General features: G+C 73.3%; 15 protein-coding genes and 1 pseudogene. 11 read left to right on the top strand and 5 right to left on the bottom strand.

All coding sequences use genetic code 11. The features are described from left to right. Positions 1 to 122: 122 nt before the first annotated feature. The gene (locus AW27_RS01295; RefSeq protein ID WP_052030148.1) at positions 123 to 896 is read left to right on the top strand and encodes a GntR family transcriptional regulator; all 774 of its coding nucleotides are present in this window, start codon (positions 123 to 125) and stop codon (positions 894 to 896) included. Positions 897 to 948: 52 nt separating this feature from the next. Here AW27_RS01295 and AW27_RS01290 read toward each other — a convergent pair whose 3' ends face one another. After that, a complete protein-coding gene (locus AW27_RS01290) occupies positions 949 to 3150 on the bottom strand; it encodes an MMPL family transporter (protein ID WP_052030149.1) in 2202 nt (733 codons plus the stop codon). Between the two features lie 268 nt (positions 3151 to 3418). Between AW27_RS01290 and AW27_RS01285 the strand changes: the two genes are divergently transcribed. The 4 genes from AW27_RS01285 to AW27_RS01270 all read left to right on the top strand — a co-directional run bounded on the left by AW27_RS01285 (position 3419) and on the right by AW27_RS01270 (position 7143). Then, positions 3419 to 4588 carry a sensor histidine kinase gene (locus AW27_RS01285; RefSeq protein ID WP_052030150.1) on the top strand — a complete coding sequence of 390 codons (1170 nt, stop codon included), beginning with the start codon at positions 3419 to 3421 and terminating at the stop codon, positions 4586 to 4588. Next, positions 4585 to 5262, top strand: a complete 678-nt coding sequence (locus tag AW27_RS01280) for a response regulator (protein ID WP_052030151.1) — start codon at positions 4585 to 4587, stop codon at positions 5260 to 5262. The genes AW27_RS01285 and AW27_RS01280 overlap by 4 nt, the downstream gene beginning before the upstream one ends. Before the next feature lie 298 nt (positions 5263 to 5560). Next, positions 5561 to 6790 carry an IS110 family RNA-guided transposase gene (locus tag AW27_RS01275; RefSeq protein WP_304949952.1) on the top strand — a complete coding sequence of 410 codons (1230 nt, stop codon included), beginning with the start codon at positions 5561 to 5563 and terminating at the stop codon, positions 6788 to 6790. A 116-nt stretch (positions 6791 to 6906) separates the two neighbouring features. Beyond that, positions 6907 to 7143 (top strand): hypothetical protein, encoded by a 237-nt coding sequence (locus AW27_RS01270; protein WP_037917307.1) that lies wholly within the window; start codon positions 6907 to 6909, stop codon positions 7141 to 7143. A 189-nt stretch (positions 7144 to 7332) separates the two neighbouring features. Here AW27_RS01270 and helR read toward each other — a convergent pair whose 3' ends face one another. Further along, entirely contained in the window at positions 7333 to 9543 is a 2211-nt protein-coding gene (gene helR / locus AW27_RS01265) for an RNA polymerase recycling motor ATPase HelR (protein WP_052030152.1), read from the bottom strand. Between the two features lie 423 nt (positions 9544 to 9966). On the opposite strand from helR, the gene AW27_RS01260 reads away from it, so the two are divergent. Both AW27_RS01260 and AW27_RS01255 read left to right on the top strand, forming a co-directional pair. Further along, positions 9967 to 12855 carry a TIM-barrel domain-containing protein gene (locus AW27_RS01260; protein ID WP_078555956.1) on the top strand — a complete coding sequence of 963 codons (2889 nt, stop codon included), beginning with the start codon at positions 9967 to 9969 and terminating at the stop codon, positions 12853 to 12855. A 267-nt stretch (positions 12856 to 13122) separates the two neighbouring features. Then, positions 13123 to 14031 carry a LysR family transcriptional regulator gene (locus AW27_RS01255; RefSeq protein ID WP_037917311.1) on the top strand — a complete coding sequence of 303 codons (909 nt, stop codon included), beginning with the start codon at positions 13123 to 13125 and terminating at the stop codon, positions 14029 to 14031. Here the strand turns inward: AW27_RS01255 and AW27_RS01250 are convergent. Both AW27_RS01250 and AW27_RS01245 read right to left on the bottom strand, forming a co-directional pair. Beyond that, positions 14014 to 15254, bottom strand: a pseudogene (locus tag AW27_RS01250) (MFS transporter); the annotation flags it as partial. The gene AW27_RS01255 and the pseudogene AW27_RS01250 sit on opposite strands and share 18 nt — an antisense overlap. A 38-nt stretch (positions 15255 to 15292) precedes the next feature. Continuing rightward, the gene (locus AW27_RS01245) at positions 15293 to 15895 is read right to left on the bottom strand and encodes a TetR/AcrR family transcriptional regulator (protein ID WP_037917313.1); all 603 of its coding nucleotides are present in this window, start codon (positions 15893 to 15895) and stop codon (positions 15293 to 15295) included. A gap of 138 nt (positions 15896 to 16033) precedes the next feature. On the opposite strand from AW27_RS01245, the gene AW27_RS01240 reads away from it, so the two are divergent. From AW27_RS01240 to AW27_RS01230, 3 genes are all read left to right on the top strand, one after another. After that, complete coding sequence (locus tag AW27_RS01240; RefSeq protein ID WP_037917315.1) at positions 16034 to 16294, top strand: DUF6158 family protein; 261 nt, start codon at positions 16034 to 16036, stop codon at positions 16292 to 16294. 361 nt (positions 16295 to 16655) lie between these two features. Further along, positions 16656 to 17060, top strand: coding sequence for a hypothetical protein (locus AW27_RS01235; protein WP_037917317.1), 405 nt, complete (start codon positions 16656 to 16658; stop codon positions 17058 to 17060). 98 nt (positions 17061 to 17158) lie between these two features. Continuing rightward, complete coding sequence (locus AW27_RS01230; protein WP_037917319.1) at positions 17159 to 18682, top strand: MFS transporter; 1524 nt, start codon at positions 17159 to 17161, stop codon at positions 18680 to 18682. Here AW27_RS01230 and AW27_RS01225 read toward each other — a convergent pair. Further along, positions 18645 to 20021 carry a helix-turn-helix domain-containing protein gene (locus tag AW27_RS01225; RefSeq protein ID WP_052030153.1) on the bottom strand — a complete coding sequence of 459 codons (1377 nt, stop codon included), beginning with the start codon at positions 20019 to 20021 and terminating at the stop codon, positions 18645 to 18647. The two genes, AW27_RS01230 and AW27_RS01225, sit on opposite strands and share 38 nt — an antisense overlap. 140 nt (positions 20022 to 20161) lie before the next feature. Between AW27_RS01225 and AW27_RS01220 the strand changes: the two genes are divergently transcribed. After that, positions 20162 to 21544, top strand: a complete 1383-nt coding sequence (locus tag AW27_RS01220; RefSeq protein WP_078555957.1) for a M64 family metallopeptidase — start codon at positions 20162 to 20164, stop codon at positions 21542 to 21544. The last annotated feature ends 84 nt before the right edge of the window (positions 21545 to 21628 follow it).

The raw sequence follows: 21628 nt of genomic DNA, 5'->3' as shown, positions 1-21628 counted from the left end.
CGGGGTCGGGAACCGGCCAAGGTGGGCGATGTGCCCGATCCCCTCTCACTCAAAGGTATAGACCAATGCTAGGTTGGTCGGGCAGACCGCGCAGTCCTTGACCGCCCGTCAGAGGAGAAGCCATGCCCTCCCCTTCACGGGGCGGCGGCCCGGCCGCCGTGCCCAAGTACCAGCGGATCGCCGCAGCGCTGCGCCGCGATCTCGACCGAGCCGCGCGCACCCCCGGCGGAAGGCTGCCCTCGGAGCGCAGCCTGGCCGCCCGCTACCAGGTCAACCGGCAGACCATCAGGGCCGCGCTGCAGCACCTGCGCGAAGGCGGACTGGTCGTGACCGGGCGCCGCGGCTCCCGCCCCGCCGTCACGGCCGAGGTCCTCCCCACGGCGGCCGATCCGGTGGACTTCGGGCCCACGTCCCCCGCGCCCGGCCCCACTCGGAGCTGGGTCACGGTGGTCACCGTCCCGCCGTCGATCGCCGTGCCGCTCGGCATGTCCGGCGGGGAGCGCACCCTGGTCCATCACCGGCGGGAGCAGGGCCGGGCGGGGGAGACCCTCCGGCACGCCGTCACCTACTTCAGCCCGGACGCCGTCGCGCGCACCCCCGAACTGGCCGCCTGCCGCAACCGGGCGGAGCACTCCCGCGACGCGGACCCGGCTCCTCTCCGGGGCTGGCTGGAGCGGGTCTCGGCGGCCGGGCGGGTCGCCGAGACCATCACCATGACCCGCACGGTCCACCCGCCGGCCCCGGGCCCCGCCTGCGGCCTGACCGTACGCCGTACCGTCCAGGATCCTTCCGGCAGGCTGCTGGCCGTGACCGACCTGGCCTTCCCCACCTGGGACCACCTGACCTTCCATCGCGACCGCCGCCACCCCGCCGTTGCCGGATTCCGCGTCCTGTAGTCCGGCCGCCCGGCCGAGGCGGCGCGGTCGTTATCCGGCCGGGCCGCCGCGCTCAGGGCACCAAGGCGCGTTCGGGCGTCCCGGTCTCCGATGCCGGCTCGGCCGCCGCCGGCCGGGGCTTCGCGGGCCACCACAGGGACCGGCCCAGGAGCACCGCGCACGCCGGGACCAGCACGATCGACAGGACGAAGGCGGAGAGCAGGATCCCGAGGGCCGTCGCGAAGCCGATCTGCTGGGTGGCCGCGACCGGATTGACCGCGAGGCTGCCGAAGGAGGCGGCCAGTACCACCCCGGCCGTCGCGACGGCGGGCGCGGTGTGCCGCACCGCCCGAGCCACCGCCTCCCGGGCCGGACCGGGCCGCTCCATCTCCTCCCGGATCCGGTCGGTCACCAGGATGTTGTAGTCGGTGCCCAGCGCGACCACGAACAGGAACAGCACCAGTGGCAGCGTGAAGGCCACACCCGGCTGGTCCAGCCCGTGCTGGAAGACGAGCGCCGCGGCACCCAGCGTCGCAGCGAATCCCAGACCCACCGCCAGCATCAGGATCAGCGGGGCGAGGAGGCTGCGCAGCAGCAGGAAGAGGATGAGCGCGATCAGGGCCGCCGCGACCGGGAACACCAGCCGCAGGTCCCGGTCCACGGCCGCCGACACGTCGGCGAACACCGCCGCGGTGCCGCCCACGTGGGCCTCGGTGCCGTCCGGCCGGTGCGCGGAGACCGCGTCGCGAACCGTGCCCGATGCCAGGTCGCGGGCCTCCTGGCCGTGCGGGTCGACGTTCGGGAACAGGTCGAGGCGGGCTGCGCGACGGTCCTCGCTGAGCACCGTCGGGGCGACCTGCCCCACGCCCTCCAGCCGGGACAGTGCGCCGGACAGACCCTCGACCCGGCCGACCGTCAGCGGTGCGCCGTCCGACGTCGTGACGTAGACGCTGATCGGGTCCGACACCCCGGCCGGCATCGCCCGGGAGATCTCGGCCGCGGTGGCCGCGGCGGCCGTCGGCTCACCGCCCGCGTCACCCGACCCGTAGTCCATCCGTACGCCGGCCATGCCGGCGGCGAGGGCGCCGAGCAGGAGGACGGCGGCGACGGCCGCCGTGAGGGGACGCCGGGCCAGCCAGGTGCCCAGCCGGGCGGCCGAGCCGCCGCGGGGCTCGTGCCGGTGGGCCTGGGACGGCCAGAACATCCTGCGCCCGGTGACCGCGAGCAGGGCCGGCATGAAGGTGAGACTCCCGAGCAGCATCACCAGCACGGACACGGCGATGGCCGGACCGAGCACCCGGAACTGTCCGAAGGAGGCAACTCCGAGCGTGGCGAACGCCGCGACGATGGTGAGCGCCGCCGAGGTCACCGCCGTACCCACGCGCCCGGACACCTCGGCCGCGGCGGCCTTGCCCGACTGCTCTGGCCTGCGGCGCAGCTGCTCGCGGAGGCGGAACAGCAGGAAGAGGAAGTAGTCGATGCCGATGCCCACCAGCACGACGTTGATGAGCTGAGGGGTGGACGGGTCGAGGGCGGTACCGGTCAGCATCGCGACACCGACCACCGTGCCCGTCGCGGCGCCGCCGATGACGGACACGGCGATCAGCGGGAGCAGCGCGGCGAGCACGCCGCGGAACACCAGGATGTGCAGCAGAACGATCACACCGAGCATCACGATGCCGATCACCCGGGCCCGGCTCTCCTCGGCGTCGACGCCGTCGACGGCCGAGGCGAGCCCGCCCGTGAAGCCGGTCCGGAACCCGGCCTCCGCGAACCCGGCCCGGGACTGCTCGCGAAAGGCCCGGTAGGTGTCCTGGACTCCTGGGTCCATGGGGTTGCCCTTCAGCTCCACGGACAGCAGCCGGAAGCTGCGGTCGGGAGCCGTCACGAGTCCGGCGACCTCCGGGGTCTGCGAATGGTCCTGGGCGAACGGCACCTCCTTCTCGGGTGTGGGCATGACCACCCGGTGGCGTCCCTGCTCCGCGGCCTCCTCGTCGATGCGCCGCTCGTCGTCGGCGCTCAGCTGCGCCCCGTCCGGTCGGGCCACCAGCACGGTGAGCGTGTTGGCGTCCGGTTCCACCCCGAACCGCTCCTCGGCGACCTTCAGGGCCGCCGCCGAGTCGTAGGACGGAGGCAGGAAACTGCCGGTGCTGCTCTGGGTGGCGCGGAAGACGAACGCCTGGCCGGCGATGGCCAGGGCGATGCCGAGCACGGCCCAGAGGGCTATCACCTTCCACGGATTCCTCGTCGAGAACCCGGTCAGGGCGCGGATCACGGTACTCCTCAGGTTGCGGGCGGACCGGGGGCTCCCGGCCGGTCTCCAGACCATCAGGAGCGGGCGGCCGACACGTCGGCGCACGGGAGGAACCGCACCCGGGAGCAGGGTCCTGGTCCGGCCCGGACCAGGACCACGGTCCTGGTCCGCGGCAGGCCCACGGGACGACGGCAGCGGTCCGCCGGGCTGCCAGAATGGAACGAGAGGAACCGGCACGAACCGCTCCCCGCACCGGCGGGAGGCCCGCCGGCGGGGAGGACCGGCACGGATGGACACAGGCGCCGACAGGCTGCGCTGGACGCGCAACGACGCACTGGTGGCCCTCGGGGTCGCCGCGGTGGACCTGTTGGGCTTCTCGCTCGGCATCCGGACAGAGGGGGCGTCCGTGCCCGTTCCGGCCGTCTGCGCGCTGGTGGCGGCGGCCGTGTGCCTGCTCGCCCGCCGCAGCCGCCCGGTCGCCGTGCTCGCCGCGGTGCTGCTCCTGGGGGTCGTGCCCAACTTCGCCGTCCCGGATGCCGCACCGCACATCCCTCTCGGCCTCGCCGTTGCCCTGTACTCGGTGGTCCGGTTCAGCAGACCCGCGGTCGCCGCGTCGGCCGCCGTCCTCACCGTGCCGCTGGCCACGGTGGGCCAGGGCGGCCGGCTGGTACCGGCCGGCTGGACGCTCGTCGCCGGCGCTGCGGCCACGGCCCTGGTCGCCGGCGCTGCCCTGGTCGTCAACCGCTGGCATCGGGAGGCCGCAGCCGACCACGCCCGCCGGGCCGAGCGCGCGGTTGCCGAGGAACGCCGCCGGATCGCCCGCGAACTCCACGACATCGTCGCCCACCACATCACCGCCATGCAGCTGATGGCGGGCGGCGCCCGGGCCAATCTGGCACACGACACCGAGGCGGCCCGCGAGGCCCTCGTCAGCCTGGAGGACTCCGGCCGCATCGCCCTGCGCGAGATGCGCCAACTCCTCGACGTGCTGCGCGCCGGAGAGGAACCGGACGACACCCCTCCGGCGCCCCAGCCGGGCGCCGCCGACCTGGAGCGGATCGTCACCGAGTCACGGCTGGCGGGCACCGAGACGGAGTTCACCGTGGGCGGCACCGTGCGCCCGCTGCCGCCCAGCGTCGGCCTCACGGTCTTCCGCATCGTGCAGGAGGCGCTCACCAACACCCGCAAGCACGCCGATCAGGCCCGGGCCCGGGTGCGGCTGACCTACGGACGGGACGAGATCTGTGTGGAGGTGTGTGACGACGGGGCCGGTGTGTCCCCGCCGCCCGCCCGGCCCGCAGCGGCCACCGGGTACGGTCTGATCGGTATGCACGAACGCGTAGCACTCCAGGGCGGAACCCTGGAGGCGGCCGCACGGGACGGCGGCGGATTCCGGGTGGCGGCCCGCCTTCCGGCACCGTCGGGGCGGGGCGGCGAGGGAGGGGAGCCACACCGATGATCCGAGTGCTCATAGCCGACGACCAGCCGCTGGTCCGGCGGGGTCTCGCCCTGATCCTCGGCCCCGACCCAGAGATCGAGGTGGTCGGCGAGGCCGAGGACGGCGCCCGAGCCGTCACCCTCGCCGGGGAGCTGCGGCCCGACGTGGTGGTCATGGACATCCGGATGCCCGTCCTCGACGGCGTCCGCGCCACAACGGAGCTGGCACGGACCCTCCCCGACGTCCGCGTCCTGGCGCTCAGCACCTTCGACATGGACGAGTACGTCGTTTCCGCCCTGCGCGCGGGAGCGTACGGCTTCCTCCCGAAGGACGTCTCCCCGGAGGAACTCTCCGCCGCGGTCCGCACCGTGCACGGCGGCGAGGCGGTCGTCGCACCCCGGCTGCTCACCCGGCTGCTCTCCGCCTACGTACGCACCCCCACGCCGGCCCGCCCGGCCACGGCCGCCGTGGCGTCCGTCCCACCCGGGATGACTCCGCGCGAACGGGAGATCTGGCGGCTCCTGGCCACCGGCCTCGACAATACGGAGATCGCCGCGGAACTGGACATCAGCGTTTCCACGGTCAAGAACCACATCACCGGCGTCTTCGGCAAGCTGGGCGTCCGCGACCGTGCTCAGGCGGTCATCGCTGCCTACGAATCGGGCCTGGTGGAGGCGGGTTGCGGGAGCGGTTGATCACCAAGTGCCCGCAAGAGGATCGGAATCCTCCTGGTGTCCCTACCTCTAATGGGTCTCGTCGGGCCGTAGGAGACTACGGTTCGTAGCTGCCAGCGGGTGAGCACTCCGTACCTCCGAGCCATTGCGAGTTCTGTGGTCAGACCGTGCCCCCGTTGGTCGGCCGGGAGGCCTGACTGCTGATGGGATGGCGTGCCCGCCCGGTGGTTGGGCGTGAGCACTTGATCCATTAGAGAGCGAGCCGTGCCTTCCGCGGGCTGCACGTCATGATCGGACGAGAGCGAGGGGGCGGGTGCTGATGCTGTTCATCGGCGACGACTGGGCCGAAGACCACCACGATGTCGAGATCCAAGACGAGGCAGGCCGCAAGCTCGCCACCGCGCGGCTACCGGAAGGCGTGGAGGGCATCGCGAAGCTTCACACCCTCGTCGCCCGGCACAGTGGCGAAGACCCGGAATCCGCCCAGGTGATGGTCGGGATCGAGACCGATCGGGGGCCTTGGGTGCAGGCGCTGATCGCAGCCGGCTACCGCATCTACGCGGTCAACCCCCGACAGGCGGCGCGGTTTAAGGAGCGGTACGGCACCTCCGGGGCCAAGAGCGACAAGGGAGACGCCCACGCGCTGGCGGACATGGTCCGCATCGACGGTGACCAGCTGCGGCCGGTCGCCGGAGACAGCGACCAGGCCCAGGCGATCAAGGTCGTCGCCCGCGCCCACCAGACCCTGATCTGGGAACGCACCCGCGCCTTCCAGCGCCTGCGCAACACGCTGCGCGAGTACTTCCCCGGCGCGCTGACCGCCTACGCCTCCCTGGAATTGACCAGCACCGACGCACTGGAACTGCTGCTCAAGGCCCCGACGCCCGAGCAGGCTGCGAAGCTGACCAAGCAGCAGATCACCGCCGTCCTGGCCCGGCACCGCCGCCGCAACCGGGACCAGAGGGCCGCCGCGATCCAGGCCGGCCTGCGCGAGCCGCAGCTCGGTGTCGCCGCACCGGTCGCCGCCGCCTACGCCGCGGCGGCGACCGCACACGCCAACCTGCTGATCGCGCTGAACGAACAGATAGCTGCGATGGAAGAGCAGGTGAGCGCGCATTTTCTCGCGCACCCGGACGCTGAGATCTACCTGTCGATGCCCGGCATCGGCGCGATCACCGGCGCCCGGGTGCTGGCCGAGTTCGGGGACGACCCCACCCGCTACACCTCCGCCAAGGCCCGCAAGAACTACGCGGGCACCAGCCCGATCACCCGCGCCTCCGGCAGGACCCACGCCGTCCACGCCCGCCACGCGCGCAACGACCGCCTCGCCGACGCCCTCCACCGGCAGGCGTTCTCCGCCATCAACACCTCGCCCGGCGCCCGGCGCTACTACGACAAGCAACGCGCTCGCGACGCCGGCTACAACCCCGCCCTGCGCCAGCTCGGCAACCGGCTCGTCGGCATCCTCCACGGGTGTCTCAAGACCCGCACCCCCTACGACGAGGCCACCGCGTGGTCACACCACGCAACCCTCGCCACCTCCGCTTGACATCCCTGCGCCATGGGATGTCTGACCAGCCGGAACACTGGATGATTCGCCCGTGCGGAGGAGGCCTCGGCCATGGCACAGTGCGATCAGCCCGCCCGCACGACCAGGGAGCCACCATGCGCGATCCGCACGTCACGCCGCTCGCGGCCGCCCCCGGATGCCTGCCCGGGGCCGGTCCGCTGCCGTGCTGTCCGGTGTGTGGCGGAGTGCCGGAGCGCATCTCCTGGCGCCAGCGACCGGCACAGCCGGTACGGCTGGTCTTCGACCCCTGCGGCCACCACTGGAGCACCCCCGCTCCGCCCGTCCTCGCGGTCACCCCACCACGGGTGCGCGGTCACGCCGACGCCGGCTGAGCCGGCGCATGCGCGTGCCTCGTACCCGCCCGGGAGCACCTGTGCGCCCCGGTCGCCGCCGACCGCGATGCCGGCCCTGGTGGAGTCGCGCTTCCAGGTGCTGCCCGGACACCGGACGGTGCGGGGGCACAGCCGGGCCGGGCGCGCCGGGCCCGACGGGGAAGGCCGCGGGGGAGCCCGCCGGGGCGGTCATGAGCTCCTGAGGACGACGAGCCGGCGGGTCGCGCGGGTCATGGCGACGTACCGGTCCACGGCTCCCTCGATCCCCTCGCCGAACCGATCCGGGTCGACGAGGACGACCAGGTCGAATTCGAGCCCCTTCGACAGCGACGGCGTCAGCGAACGGACGCGCGGGGTCGGCCGGAACGCCGGGTCGCCGATGACACAGGCGATCCCCCCGCGGTGCGTGCTGAGCCAGCTCTCCAGGAGCGGTTCCAGGTCGCTGACGGATCCGTGGACGACGGGGATGCCGCTGCTGCGGATGGACGCCGGTACGTTGGCATCGGGGAGCACGGCCCGGATGGCGGGCTCGGCCTCGGCCATGACCTCCTCCGGGGTGCGGTAGTTGATGCTCAGGGAGGCCACCGTGATCCGGTCGAAGCCGACGCGTTCGAGTCGATCCGTCCAGGACTCCGCGAACCCGTGCCGTGCCTGGGCCCGGTCGCCGACGACCGTGAAGCTCCGCGATGGGCAACGGGCCAGCAGTATCTGCCATTCGGCGTCGGTCATCTCCTGCGCCTCGTCCACGACGACGTGCGCGAACGGGCCGGCCAGGAGGTCCGGTTCGGCACCGGGCAGCGCGCTCCGGTCGACCAGGGCCTCCTGGAGGTCGCGACCGTGCAGCATCCCCATCGCGCCCTCGCTCTCGTCGATCTCGACGTTCTGCAGCAGACTGTCGATGACGTCGGCCCTGCGTGCGCGCTCGGCGGCCGCGGCCGCCTCGTGCCGGCGCCGGCGCACGGATGCCTCCGCGTCCCCCAGCCGCTGCCGGGCCGCATCCAGGAACGGCAGGTCGGACACCGTCCAGGCTTGGGCCTCCGCCCGCTGCAACCTGGCCACGTCCTCGGGCCCCAGCCAGGGCGCACACCTGCGCAGGTAGGCCGGCACCGACCACAGGTCCCCGACGACGTCGGTCGCCTCCAGCATCGGCCACGCCCGGTTGAGGGCCCTGGTGAACTCCCTGTCCTGCAACAGGGACCGCCGCAGCAGCTCCGGCGGGACGTCGTGGCCCTCGCCGCCGTCCTCGTGCCGGGCCATGAGGATCGTGAGCAGTTCCTCCAGGATCTGCTCACGGGCCTCGTTGTGCGGGGTTCCCGGCTCCACCGCGTCGAACGCCGCCGCCCAGTCGTCCGCGCTCAGCCAGACGTCGGACCAGTGACTGGAGACGGTCATCCCCCGGGTCGGCGGTTCCTCGTGGACGCGGACGGCCGCGTCGATCGCCTTCACCAGGTCCGCCGAGGACTTGAGCCGGGCCACGGCCGGGTCGCGCTCTTCCGCCGCCCCGGCGCCCTCCGCCACCAGGTCGCGCAGCGTGCAGGTCTGTACGCCCTCCTCGCCGAGGCTGGGCAGCACGTCGGCGACGTAGGCCAGGTAGGGCTGGTGCGGGCCGACGAACAGGACGCCGCCGCGGCGGTGGCCGAGGCGGGGGTCGGAGTAGAGGAGATGGGCCGCGCGGTGCAGTGCGACGACGGTCTTGCCCGTACCGGGTCCGCCGTCGACGACGAGGGCGCCGCGGGAGCCCGCCCGGATGACGGCGTCCTGGTCGGCCTGGATGGTGGAGAGCACGTCGCGCATCCGGGGCGACCGGTCACCGCCCAGGCTCGCGATGAACGCGGACTGGTCGTCCAGAGCAGCGTGGCCCTCGAGCGCGTCGGTGCTGAACACCTCGTCCCAGTAGTCGCTGATCCGGCCACTGGTCCAGCGGTAGCGGCGGCGGCTCGCCAGCCCCATCGGGTCGGCGTGGGTCGCCGCGAAGAACGGCTCGGCCGCCGGGGCGCGCCAGTCGAGCAGCAGCCGGCGCCCCGCGCTGTCGGTGAGGCCGAGCCGCCCCACGTACACGGGCTCCCGGCCGTCGGCCGGGACGATGCGTCCCAGGCACAGGTCGAGTCCGAAACGGCGCAGGGTGCGCAGGCGCGCGGTCAGGCGGTGGATCTCCGCGTCCCGGTCCATCGCCTCACGGCCGATGCGTCCGGGTGCCCTGCGTTCGGCGTCGAGGCGCGCGGAGAGTTCGGCGATGGACTGGGCGAGGCTCTCCGAAACGGCCGCGAAGTGCCGTTCGTCGCCGTCGGTCAGGGCCGGGTCGGCCTTGGGGGAGAGATGGTCGGGAAGGTCGAACGCGCTGCGGGTCCGCGGGGCGGCCGGAACCGGCTCGTCGTCGCCGCACGATGGGTGAACCGGCAAGAACGCATGCACTTCGTGAATCTCCCATTTCTGCAGCTTCTGGTTTCGGTGCGCGATTTTGCCCCGCCGACGGGGCCTTGCCGCAAGCCCCCCGGTGCGCTATAAGTTGAGAGTGGCAAGGAGTGGGTTCACCTCCTTGACTCTTCTCGTCGAGCTTCTCGTCGACCTTCTCGTCCGCTCAGGACGCTTCCCGCAGCCCCGTCCGTCGCGCCTCGACGCCTGCCCACTGCTGCCCGACACCGCTGCACCGCCCCTTGCCGCGTGCGGTTTCCGGGCACCCGCACATGTCTGATGGGTGCTCAAAGATGCTTGAGCGGAAGCCATTTCGAGCAGAATCCTTCAAGCGGGCGGCCCTGAACGCTATCTTGCCGGGTGCATGCCAAAGAGCTGTGTCCGTCTCCGGACCGCACGAGGAGCTGCCCCATGAGACTGCCAAGCTTCAGCAGGAGCCGACGGGTCCCCTTATCCGGACGGCCGCGCACACCACGGCGACGGGGCCCCCGCACCCCGGGCACCGCCCTGCTCGCCGCCGCCCTCGCCGTCGCGGGACTGGCCGCCGCCGGACCACTCGTCGCACCCGCCACCGCCGTCCCCTCGGGGGCCACGGCCACCGCGGGCGATGTCACCGGCTTCACCCGGTCCGGCAACACCTTCACCATCACAGCCTCCAGTGGTGCCAAGGCCCGCGTGGTCGTCGCCCGCGCCGACATCTTCCGCCTCTGGCTCTCGCCCGATGGGACCTTCACCGACGACCCGGCAGGCTCCGACCTCGCCGTCACCACCGATTTCGGCTCGGTGGCGGCAACCCACAGTGACGCGGGCGCGTACCACCGGATCAGCACGGGCTCCCTCTCGATCAGGGTCGACAAGTCGCCGCTGCGCTTTTCCGTCTACCGCGCGGACGACACCACCCCCGTCTGGCAGGAGACCCGGCCCACCAGCTGGACCGGCAACCGCACCACACAGCACCTCGCCCGCGGCGCGGACGAGCAGTTCTACGGCACCGGCCTGCGCCTCGGCGCGTGGGCGCTGCGCGGCCGCACCGTCCCCATCGCCGTCGACAACAAGTGGCGCGAGAACGACAACGCGAGCCCCGCCCCCTTCTACATGTCCACCAACGGCTACGGCGTGATGCGCAACACCTGGGCCCCGGGCTCCTACGGCTTCAACGCCCCCACCACCCTCACCCACGACGAAAGGCGCTTCGACGCCTGGTACTTCACGGGCGACTCGCCGAAATCCGTGCTCGACGCCTACACCGACGTCAGCGGAAAACCCTTCCTGGCGCCGCTGTGGGGCTTCGAGCTCGGCAACGCCGACTGCTTCAACGCCTCCAACCCCGACTACCAGGGTGACCACGGCCGCCCCCGCCACCAGAGCACCCCCGACGTCGTCGGCTACGCGTCGGACGCCCGCGCCGCCGACATGCCCTCGGGCTGGTTCCTTCCCAACGACGGCTACGGCTGCGGCTACACCGCACCGCTGAAGCCGACCGTCGACGCCCTCAGGGCCAAGGGCTTCCAGACCGGCCTGTGGACCTCCACCGGCCTCGGGGCCATCACCGACGAGGTGGGAACCGCCGGCAGCCGTGCTGTGAAGACCGACGTCGCATGGATCGGAAGCGGCTACAAACACGCCTTCGACGGCGTGCGGCAGGCCGTCGAAGGAATCGAGAAGAACTCCGACGCCCGCCGCTTCGTCTGGACCGTCGACGGTTGGGCGGGCACCCAGCGCAACGCCGTCGTCTGGACCGGCGACACCTACGGCACCTGGGACGACATGCGCTGGCACGTCCCCGCCATCACCGGCGCGGGCCTCTCCGGCCTCAACTACGCCGCCGGCGACATCGACGGGATCTTCGGCGGCAGCCCGAAGACGTACACCCGCGACCTCCAGTGGAAGGCCTTCACCCCCGCCTTCATGACCATGTCGGGCTGGGGAGCGGTCAACCCGTCCGCCGGCTACCGCGACAAGCAGCCGTGGCGCTTCGCCGAGCCGTACCTGTCCGTCAACCGCAAGTACCTGCAGCTGAAGATGCGACTGATGCCCTACCTCTACACGATGAGCCGCGTCGCCCACGAGACCGGCGTTCCCAGCACCCGTGCCATGGTGCTGGAGTATCCCGACGACCCGGTCGCCCGCGGCAACGCCACCAGCGGCCAGTTCATGGCGGGCGACTCCCTCCTCGTCGCCCCCGTCGTCTCCGACACCGAGGTCCGCGACGGCATCTACCTGCCCGCCGGCACCTGGACCGACTACTGGACGGGCCGCACGTACGAGGGCCCGGGCTGGCTCGACGGGTACCCGGCCCCGCTCGATATCCTCCCGCTGTTCGTCAAGGGCGGCGGCATCGTGCCGATGTGGCCGCAGATGAACTACACGGGGGAGAAGCCGGTCTCCACCCTCACCTACGACATCCACCCACGTGGCGCCTCCTCCTTCAGCCTCTACGAGGACGACGGCCGCACCCGCGCCCACGAGTCCGGCGCCTACGCCCTCCAGCGGGTCGACGTCACCGCGCCGACGACGGGCACCGGCACGGTCACCGTCTCCGTCGGCGCCCCCACGGGCAGCTACGCAGGCAAACCGGCGGCCCGCGGCTACGAGTTCACCCTCCACGTGTCCGCCGCGCCCACCGCCGTCACGGTGGACCGGGCCGCCGTGCCGCGCCTGGCCTCCTCCTCCGCCTACGACTCCGCCGCCACCGGCTGGTTCTTCGATCCGGCCGACCGCGAGGGCGTCCTGCGGGTCAAGACCGGCACCACGTCCGGTGCCTTCACCGTTTCGGCTGCCGGCACCGCCGTCCCCGCCGCCGAGCCCCTGCCCTCCTCCGCCCCGATCGACCGGGCGGGTTGGTCCCTGATCCACGCCGACAGCCAGGAGACGGCCGCCGAGAACGGCGCCGCCGTCGGTGCCTTCGACGGCGACCCCGCGACGATGTGGCACACCGCCTGGTCCTCCGGTACGCCCGCGGCGCTCCCGCACGAGATCCGGATCGACCTCGGCGCCCGCTACACCCTCGACTCCCTCGGCTACCTCCCGCGCCAGGACGGCGGGGCCAACGGCCGCATCGGCGGCTACGAGGTCTACGTCCGCGACACCGGCGCCGACTGGGGTGCGCCGGTGGCGAGCGGCACCTTCGCCGACACCGCCGCCGCCAAGACCACCGTCCTCGCCCCGAAGACCGGCCGCCACCTCCTCCTCAGAGCCTTGACCGAGGCCGGCGGCCGCGGCCCCTGGACCAGCGCCGCCGAGATCACCCTCACCGGCCGGGCCGCCGGGCCCCCGGAGCGAGCCGCCCCCGACCGCTGACCCCTGGCCGCCGCCGAGCACGGCCCGGCACTCCCGCCGGGCCGTGCTCCCGCAGCCATGCGGCCGTGCTGTCCGACACGGACCCTCCCGGGAACCGGCTTCGGGGTGGTGGGTCGGCACCCGTCCGCACCTCTCGCCGGGGGTCCGGACCCCGTGGCGAAGGCGGGGACGGGTTGCCGCCCGGGCCCTGCACCGATCCTGATCCACCCCAAAACCCAAGTCAATCCTCTGGTTTGCTCCCCACATCCAAGGAATACCTTGGGTCTCATGACCCTCGACGACCTCCGCGTGTTCGTGGCCGTCTGCCGTGCCGGCAGCCTCAGTGCCGTCGCCCGCGACCTCGGCTGCACCCAGTCCGCCGTCAGCCAGCACGTCCGCCGTCTGGAGAAGGAGACCGGTACCGGCCTGCTGGAGCGGCACGCCCGCGGCGTCGTGCCGACCGAGGCCGGCCGTATCGTGCAAGCGGCCGCAGCCGACGGCATCGCCGGCCTCGACGGCGCCCTGCGCCGCGTGGAGGACCTGGTACGGGGCGGCGGCGGCAGCGTGCGTGTCACCACGGGCGCGACGACCGTGCGGCACTTCATGTCCGAGGCCGTCGTCTCCTTCCGTCGCAGTCACCCCGGGGTGAGCCTGGAGTTCCAGACCGAGAACTCCAGCAGCGGCTGCTTCGACGCCCTCGCCTCCGGCGACCTCGACCTCGCCTGGATCACCATCGGCGGCCCCGTCCGCGGCATCGAGCAGCGCCCCGTGATGGAACTGCCCTGGGTGCTCGCGGTCGGCGCCGACGACCCCCTCGCCCGACGGGACGCACTCACCCCGGCCGACCTCGCCGGGATCCGTCACATCCGGCTGCCCCGGAACTCCGCCTCCCGGGCCCACCTCGACGCCGCCTTCGCCGAGTCCGGCATCCACGTGCGCTCCGACACCAGCGTGGCGGACTGGGACACCGCCCTGCTGCTCGCCGAACTAGGCCTGGGCCATGCCGTGGTGCCGGCCCTGCCCGGCTGGCAGGTCCCCGGCTCCGACGGCCCGCTGCGCCTGGTGCCGGTCCCCGCCCTGCCGCCGCTCGCCGTCGGCTGGGCCGTCCGCCGCTGGGCGGCCCTCGCCCCGCCGGCCCTCGTCTTCGCCGACGAGGTGGCCCGCAGCTGCCGGGCGCGCGCGGCCGGGCAGCCGTGAGGCCGCCGCCAGACCGGCCGCCGCCAGCACGGCCAGGGCCGTCAGCGACGGCCCCCGCACCCCGGTGCCCGCGGCCACCGCGATGCCCAGGGCCGGGCCCACGTTCATGGCGGTCTGCTTCAGCCCGCCGACGACCCCGGCGTATTCGGCCGGGGCCTCGCCGACCACCGCGCCGGTGGCGGTGACCATGACGGTGGCGAAGCCGGCGCCGAGCACCGCGAAGGCGGGCCCCGAGGCGGAGCCCAGCCCGGCGATCCCGGCGGCGACCAGCGCCGTACCGGTCAACGCGGTCCGGCGCGCCCCGAACCGCCGCAGTGCCATCCCCGCCACCGGAGCACCGGCGATGATCGCCACCGTCAGCGGCAGCACCCGCAGTCCGGTGTCCAGCGGGCCCAGCCCGTAGACGTCCTGGAGCCGGAACGTCGCCGTGAACAAGGCCCCGAACATGCCTGCGGAGACCACCAGCAGCAAGGCCATCGAGGCCGTGACCGCTCGGGCCCGGGCCACGGCCGGGGGGAGCAGCGGCCGCGCCGAGCGCCGCTCACGGCGTACGAACAAGGCTGCGAGCCCGGCGGCACCCGCGAACCCGAGCAGCGTCGACGTCGCCGTCCATCCGTGCTCGGGCACGCCCACCAGCGCGTGCACGAAGACCGCGAGGGCCGTGGCGAGCAGAGCCGCGCCACCGAGTTCCCACCGTCGCGCCCGCGCACCCGCCGGCGGCGCGGGGGTCCGAACGGCGAGCGTCAGCGCGGCGGTCAGCACGGCGACGGGCACGTTGAGTACGAACACGGCCCGCCAGTCCCACCAGGCCGCCAGCAGACCGCCCAGCAGTGGACCGGCGGCCGCGGCCGCCCCGATCGCGCTGGTCCGTACGGCCACCGGCGTGGCCAGCCGCTCGGGCGGATACGCCAGCCTCAGCAGCGCCAGCGTCGCCGGCTGGAGCAGCGCACCGAACAGGCCCTGCACGGCGCGCAGTGCGATCACCCAGCCCACGCCCGGTGCTGACACGATGCCCGCCGAGGCCGCGGCGAACCCGAGCACGCCGACGAACAGCAGCCGGGCGTGCCCGTACCGGTCACCGAGCCGCCCGGCGGGCACCAGGAACGCGGCCACCGCCAGTAGGTAGGCGGTACTGGTCCACTGGACCTGCGCGACGCTTGCCCCGAGGTCGCGAGGCTCGGCTGCGCCACCGCCAACACGGTGCCGTCGAGCGCGACGAGCATCGCTCCGGTCACACTGACCAGCAGGGTGGTCCGCTGCCTCACGCGGGAGTACCCCCGAGGTGCGCGTCGACGGCCGCGTCGACCAGCCGGTCCGCACCCACGGCCGGGTCCTCGCCCAGGGCCAGGGGCAGGCTGCCCCAGCGCCACAGCTGTGCCACGCCGTGCAGGTTGGCCCACAGCGCGGCGGCGGTGAGGGACGGCTCGGCCGCCCCGCATCGGGCGACGAGCGTGACGAGAAGGGTGAACAGCGGCAGGGTCGACTCCCGCAGCCGCGGCTCGTCCGACGGGTCCCGGCCCGTACTGTCGAGCAGGTCGTGGCGGAACATCAGCTCGAACATTCCGGGGTTCTCCCGTGCGTAGCCGACGTAAGTGCGCCCGATCGCCCGCACCCGTTCTCGCGGCGATGCCTGCCCCGCCGCGGCCTCCAGCGCGCCGACCTGCTCGCCGAGATCGGCGAAGCCGCGCCGGGCGATCGCCGACAGCAGGGAGTGGTGGCTGGGGAAGTACCGCCGCGGCGCCCCGTGCGAGACCCCCGCCCGTCGGGCGATCTCCCGCAGTCCGAGGGCTGAGGTGCCCTCGCTCGCAACGAGCTCGGCGCCGGCGTCGATCAGTCGTTCCCGCAGATGTCTCTCCTGGTTCATGGACCCTTGTCTACCAGCGGGAGTAGACAGTGTCTACCGCTCGCGCCGGGGGGCCGGAGCGGCGGCCGCTGACGGGACGCGCGGCGCGGCGCGGAGGATGATGGTGGGGCGGGGGCCCGAGGAGGAGGTGCACCTGCCATGACGGAGCACGACGGCGGTCCGTCAGCACGCACGTTGGAGGAGGGCCGGCTGCTCAAGGAGCTGGAGGCCATCCACCGCACGCGCCACGAGACCCTCTTGTACGGGTCCGACGACGCCCTGGTCACGCACACGAAGCGGATGAACGAACTGGAGCACGAGTACGTGCGCCGCCATCCGCAGCGAGCCCAGACCGCCGCGCGCACCCGATCGGGAGCCCGCGCCCGCACCGACGGCGAGCGCAGGGAACGGCCCATGTGATCAGGGGTCGTCCCGTTCGGCTGCCCGCGGGACGACCGCTTCGTGACGTGCTGCCGAGGTGTCGTCGTGGGCCCTGTTGGGCCGCCCGCGGGACGACTCCTCGGTGAACCGGCGCGACGGCACGTGTGTGCCGCCGTCCCGGCGGCGCCCCCATCCCGCCCTGCCTGTCCCGCCCCGCCTGTCCCCCTGTCCCTGCCTGCCGTTCCGCGCCCGGCCCGGCGCTGGTGGCGGCGACGCGGACCGGTCGAGGGGGGCGGTGGGAGAGGAATCGCCGGCGGAGGCCCCTTCGGTCCACCAGTTATGGGTCGCCTTTGGCTCGAATGAGACATTCTTGTATCGTTCGAGGCGAAGGAGGCTCGATATGGCGCACGAAGAAGAACCGCTGAACGGCACGGCACGCGTCCTCGCCGGCGACCACAGCTCCTCGATGATTCGGATCGCCGCCGGAGCCCGTACCCGCCGCGCCGCGCCCGGCCGTCGCCGCGCGCCCCGCGAAGCCCGGCCGGCGACGGCCGCAGGCCGGCCGGTCGAGGTGGTCGACTCACGCGACGCCACCGTGCGCGCCCGCCCCGGTTCCTGGGCGGAGCGGACCGCCGGCCCCGGAGGGCCCTCGCCGTCCCCGGCCCCGGCGGGCGGCCGGGACGGCTGCGGGCCACCCACCCGCCGCACTGGATCCGGTACGCCCTGCCAGGACCTCGCGACGCAGTCCCCGAGCGCGCACGGGACGGGCACCTCGCCACCCGGCAGTGCGGCCGTCCGGATCTGACCCCCTTCCTCGGCGGACGCAGCCCCGCGCGCCGCCTTCCCCGCCGGCCCTGCACCCCGACCCGCCCGTCACCCCGTACAGACCCCGAACGGAAGCCCATGCGCACCCCCACGCCGGACCCCCGCAGGTGGATCGTCCTGGCGATACTCTCGGGCAGTCTCCTGCTCATCTCCATGGACACCACGATCCTCAACGTGGCCTTCCCCTCGCTCGTCGGCGACCTCCGGCCCAGCGCCGTGCAGCAGCTGTGGATCATCGACGTCTACGCGCTCGCCCTGTCCGGCCTGCTCGTCACCGCGGGTGCCCTCGGCGACCGCTGGGGCCGCAAGCGGCTGCTCATGGCCGGCTTCGGTATCTTCTCGGCAGCCTCGCTCATGGCCGTGTGCGCCACCGAGGCGTGGCACCTGATCGCGGCCCGAGCCCTGCTCGGCATCGGCGGCGCGGCCATCATGCCCGCCACCGTCTCGATCCTGCGCACCGTCTTCACCGACGCCCGGGAACGCGCCTTCGCCCTCGCCGTCTGGGCCGCCGTGTTCGGTGGCGGCATGGCCTTCGGACCGGTCGTCGGCGGCCTCCTGGTCCAGGAGCACGGCTGGCACTCGGCCTTTCTCCTCAACCTGCCCGTCGCCTCCGTCATCGTCGCGGCCGGCCTGCGCTACCTGCCCGAATCGCGTTCCCCGCGCAGCACCGGCGCGTGGGACTGGTGGGGTGTCGGGCAGTCCGTCGTCGGCATGCTCGCCCTGGCCGGCGGCATCAAGCAGCTCGGCAAGGGCGGGGTCGCCGACCCCCTGCCCTGGGCCCTGCTGCTCGTCGCGGCCGTCGCGCTGACCGTCTTCGTCCGCCGCCAGACCAGGATCGACAACCCCCTGCTCCAGGTGCGGCTCTTCACCGAGCCCGCCTTCAGCGTGGCCGCCACCGCGATCTTCCTGCCCATGGTGGGCATGGGCGCGATCCTGTTCCTGGTCACCCAATGGTTCCAGTACGGCGAGGGCTACGCCCCGTTGGAGGCCGGTCTGCGCCTACTGCCGGCTCCGCTCGCCCTGATCGCCGCCTCCATGGTTGCGCCCGCGCTGATGCAGCGCTTCGCGATCCGCCACGTGCTCGGTGCCGGACTCGTCGTCCTGGCCGCGGGCATGGCCCTGCCGTGGACCTTGCAACAGTTCACCGACCTCGGCTACCCGGCCTTCGCGGCCGCTCTGACCGTCATGGGACTGGGCGCCGGCCTCGCCACGACCGTGGCCTCGGTGACGCTGGTCTCCGCCGCCCCGGCCGCCGAGGTCTCCAGCGCCGCCGCCATCGAGGAGACGTGCTACGAGCTCGGCTCCGCGATGGGGGTCGCCGTCCTCGGTTCCACCGCGGCCGCGCTCTACCGCGGCAACCTGCCCGACCTCGCACTGGACGGCCCGACCGCGGACGCCGCACGGGACTCCGTCGGTGAGGCGGCGCACATCGCCGAACGGCTGGGGGGCGTCGTCGGACAGGCCCTGCTCGACACCGCCTCGCACGCCTACACCCTCGCCATCACCCCGGCGTTCCTGATGGCGGGCGGTCTCGCTGTCGCCGCGGCTGCCACGACCTGGACGCTCATTCCCCGCGATCTGCGGCCCACCGAGAACCACTGATCCGACCGGGCCGGAACGCGGCCGCGGGCGCTGGGCCCAGGGTGGTGGTGCCCGGCGCCGCCCGGTGCCCCAGGCCCGTGCGGTAGGCGTCCAGGGCCGCCTCGACCCGGCCGGTGCGCCGCAGCAGGTCGCCCAGCAGGCGGCACAGGTCGGCGAGGTCGCCCGTGGCCCCGCTGCGCTCCAGCAGCGCCAGCGCCTGTACGTAGTGCTCCTCGGCGGATTCCGTCTCACCACGCTCCTCGGCCATCAGGCCGAGGAGCCGGTGCGCGCCGCCGGCGTGCACGGCCCCGTGGCTGTTGCCCAGCTCCAGCAGCGCCGCGAGGAGCCGGACGGCCTCCTCGGTCCGGCCCAGGCGGCGCAGTACGTCCGCCAGCTCCACCTCCACCTGGGCCGTGTAGAGGCCGGCGCGCCGGGCCGACAGCATGTCCCGGGCCGTGCGCAGCTCCCGCTCGGCCGGGCCGAGTTCCCCGTTCTGCGCCAGTACGTAGCCGCGCATCCAGTGGCAGTGCGCCAGGTCCGTGCTCAGCTGCAGCCTGCCGTAGATCGCCTGTGCCTGCGCCAGCGAGGCGTCCGCTTCGGCCACCCGCCCTTCGGCGAGGAAGGTCCGGGCCACCTGCCGGTGCATGCCCGCCACCAGCGCCGGATCGCTGACCCGGGGGGCCAGGGCGAGTGCGAGCTCGGCCGAGCGGGCGGCCCGCGCGTGGGCGCCCATGTCCATGTAGGGACCGATGACCGCGGCGTGCAGCAGGACCAGCGCGTCCGGATCGGCCAGCCCGCTCGCGCCCAGCTCGTCGATGGCGGACTCCAGCAGGTAACAGGCGTAGCGGAGCTCGCCGGCGAGCAGGTGCGCCACGGCCCGGCCGCGCAGCGGGCGGACGCGGTGCGTCAGCGGCTCGTCGGCCAGGAGGCGCTCGGCCTCCTCGAAGTGCTCGATGGCAGACTGGAGTTCACCGGACTCCAGGGCGCACTCGCCGAGCCCGAGCCGTGCCTGTGCCTGTTCGGGGACCAGCCCGAGCTCCGCCGCCTCGGTGAGCAGGCGGCGGTAGCGTACGGCGGCCTCGTCGGCCGCGCCGGTGGTGAGCGTGCGCTGCGCGTCGGTGAGGGCGAGACGCAGTTCGGTGGCCAGGTGGGCGGGGCGGCCGGTGGCCAGCTCCTCGTACGACGTGCCCAGGCGGCCGGCAAGAAAGCGCAGCGCGGTCTCGGAGGGGCGGACCTTGCCCGACTCCAGCGTGGAGACGTAGGCCGAGGTGTACGACGGGTGTGCCAACTGCTTCTGGGTCAGACCACGTTCGAGGCGCATGCGCTGGACCCGACGGCCGATCTCGCCCGGTTCGTCCATGAAGTACCCCCTGGTTGCTCGAAGTCCCCAGTATTCAGCCGGAGTACGCCATTGCGCACCTCCCGCGCCCCGCCTAGTTTAAGCAGCCGATTCAACACGCTTATCCATCTGCTTAACTTCCTGTCCCGGGGGAGGACTTCATGGATCCGGTCACTGGCGGGGCCATCGGACGGGCGGCCCGCCGCCCGGTCGGGCGCCCGACGCTGCGGACGCTGCTCGCGATCCTCTGCGTGAGCGCCGCGCTCGCGGCCGCGGGCCCGGCGGACGCGGCGGCCGAGCCGGCCGGGCTCCGGGCGGAGGTCGAGATCCCCGGGCCCGAACAGGGCGGTGACGCCGGATCCGGGCATGCCCTGGTGCCCGCTGCCGACAGCCCGGCGAAGAGCGCGGGACGGCTCACGGAGGCCGAGCGGTCGGCCGACGGCGAGATCACCAAGATCATCGACAACGGCTCCACCGCGGACCGCCTCGACGTCGTCGTCATCGGGGACGGCTACACCGCGGCCGAACTGCCGCAGTTCCACGCGGACGCCGAGCAGAAATGGGCCGAGGTGGCCGCAGTCGAGCCGTACACCACCTACCGAAGCCTCTTCAACGTCTGGACCGTCGACGCGGTCTCCCGCGAGTCGGGCGTCTCCGGCGACCCCGACCCGGAGACCGTCCGCGACACCGCCCTCGGCTCGTACTTCTGGTGCGAGGGCATCGAACGGCTGCTCTGCATCGATCAGCCCAGGGTCGACGCGTACGTGGCGAAGGCGCCGGAGGCCGACCTGGTCATCGTGCTGGCGAACAGCGCGAAGTACGGCGGAGCGGGCTACAACGAGCCCAGCGCCACCCTCGGCTACGAGGGGATATCCACCGCCTCGGCCGGCCATCCGAAGTCCGGCCAGGTCGCCATCCACGAGACCGGCCACTCGCTGGGCAAGCTCGCCGACGAGTACTTCTACCCTGGCGTGCCGGACTACGAGAAGTACACCGGCCCCGAACCCGCCGAGTCCAACAGCTCCGGCCTGACCGCCGACCGGATGGCCTCCCGGCGCGCCAAGTGGTACCGCTGGCTCGGCGAGGAGTCCCCCGACGGGGGCGAGGTCGGGGCGTACGAGGGCGGCAACTACTACGCGACGGGGCTGTACCGGCCCACGGACAGCTCCCTCATGCGGACCCTGGGCAAGCCCTTCAACCTGCCCGGAGTCGAGGCGATGATCGCCGGCTTCCACCGGCACGCGCGGATCGCCACGGCGGTCACGCCGACGGACCGAACCCTGAGGCTGCGCAACACGGCCAGAGTGACTGTCCCGAGGCTCTCCGGAGCGGACGGCCGGCAGCTCGTGGTCCGCTGGTACCTGGACGGCAGGGAGCTGGCGAGGTTCGCGGGGCGCACCGAGGTGTCGGTGGCGGAACTGTGGCTCTTCGACCTGCGGACCCACCGCCTGTCGGTGACGGTCGAGGATCGCACGCCGTCGGTCCGCGACCCGAAGACCATCCGCGCCCTGCGCTCCACGGTGGAATGGCAGGTCAGGCTCTAGGCGCGCCGGGCCGCCCCCGGCCGCACTCGGCCCCGTGCCCGGCTCACCGGGTGCCGGGCGCGGCGGCCCGTCCCGGAGGGTGCG

The organism is Streptomyces sp. PCS3-D2 (assembly GCF_000612545.2).
Lineage (GTDB): Bacteria > Actinomycetota > Actinomycetes > Streptomycetales > Streptomycetaceae > Streptomyces.
The sequence above is the reverse complement of the archived record's forward strand: the minus strand, read 5'-3'. Positions and strand labels throughout refer to the sequence as shown.

Bases quoted from the DNA above. Each gene is read 5' to 3' on its own strand.
- AW27_RS01295 (WP_052030148.1), top strand. From the start codon at position 123: ATGCCCTCCCCTTCACGGGGCGGCGGCCCGGCCGCCGTGCCCAAGTAC.
- AW27_RS01285 (WP_052030150.1), top strand. From the start codon at position 3,419: ATGGACACAGGCGCCGACAGGCTGCGCTGGACGCGCAACGACGCACTG.
- AW27_RS01280 (WP_052030151.1), top strand. From the start codon at position 4,585: ATGATCCGAGTGCTCATAGCCGACGACCAGCCGCTGGTCCGGCGGGGT.
- AW27_RS01275 (WP_304949952.1), top strand. From the start codon at position 5,561: ATGCTGTTCATCGGCGACGACTGGGCCGAAGACCACCACGATGTCGAG.
- AW27_RS01270 (WP_037917307.1), top strand. From the start codon at position 6,907: ATGCGCGATCCGCACGTCACGCCGCTCGCGGCCGCCCCCGGATGCCTG.
- AW27_RS01260 (WP_078555956.1), top strand. From the start codon at position 9,967: ATGAGACTGCCAAGCTTCAGCAGGAGCCGACGGGTCCCCTTATCCGGA.
- AW27_RS01255 (WP_037917311.1), top strand. From the start codon at position 13,123: ATGACCCTCGACGACCTCCGCGTGTTCGTGGCCGTCTGCCGTGCCGGC.
- AW27_RS01245 (WP_037917313.1), bottom strand. From the start codon at position 15,895: ATGAACCAGGAGAGACATCTGCGGGAACGACTGATCGACGCCGGCGCC.
- AW27_RS01240 (WP_037917315.1), top strand. From the start codon at position 16,034: ATGACGGAGCACGACGGCGGTCCGTCAGCACGCACGTTGGAGGAGGGC.
- AW27_RS01235 (WP_037917317.1), top strand. From the start codon at position 16,656: ATGGCGCACGAAGAAGAACCGCTGAACGGCACGGCACGCGTCCTCGCC.
- AW27_RS01230 (WP_037917319.1), top strand. From the start codon at position 17,159: ATGCGCACCCCCACGCCGGACCCCCGCAGGTGGATCGTCCTGGCGATA.
- AW27_RS01225 (WP_052030153.1), bottom strand. From the start codon at position 20,021: ATGGACGAACCGGGCGAGATCGGCCGTCGGGTCCAGCGCATGCGCCTC.
- AW27_RS01220 (WP_078555957.1), top strand. From the start codon at position 20,162: ATGGATCCGGTCACTGGCGGGGCCATCGGACGGGCGGCCCGCCGCCCG.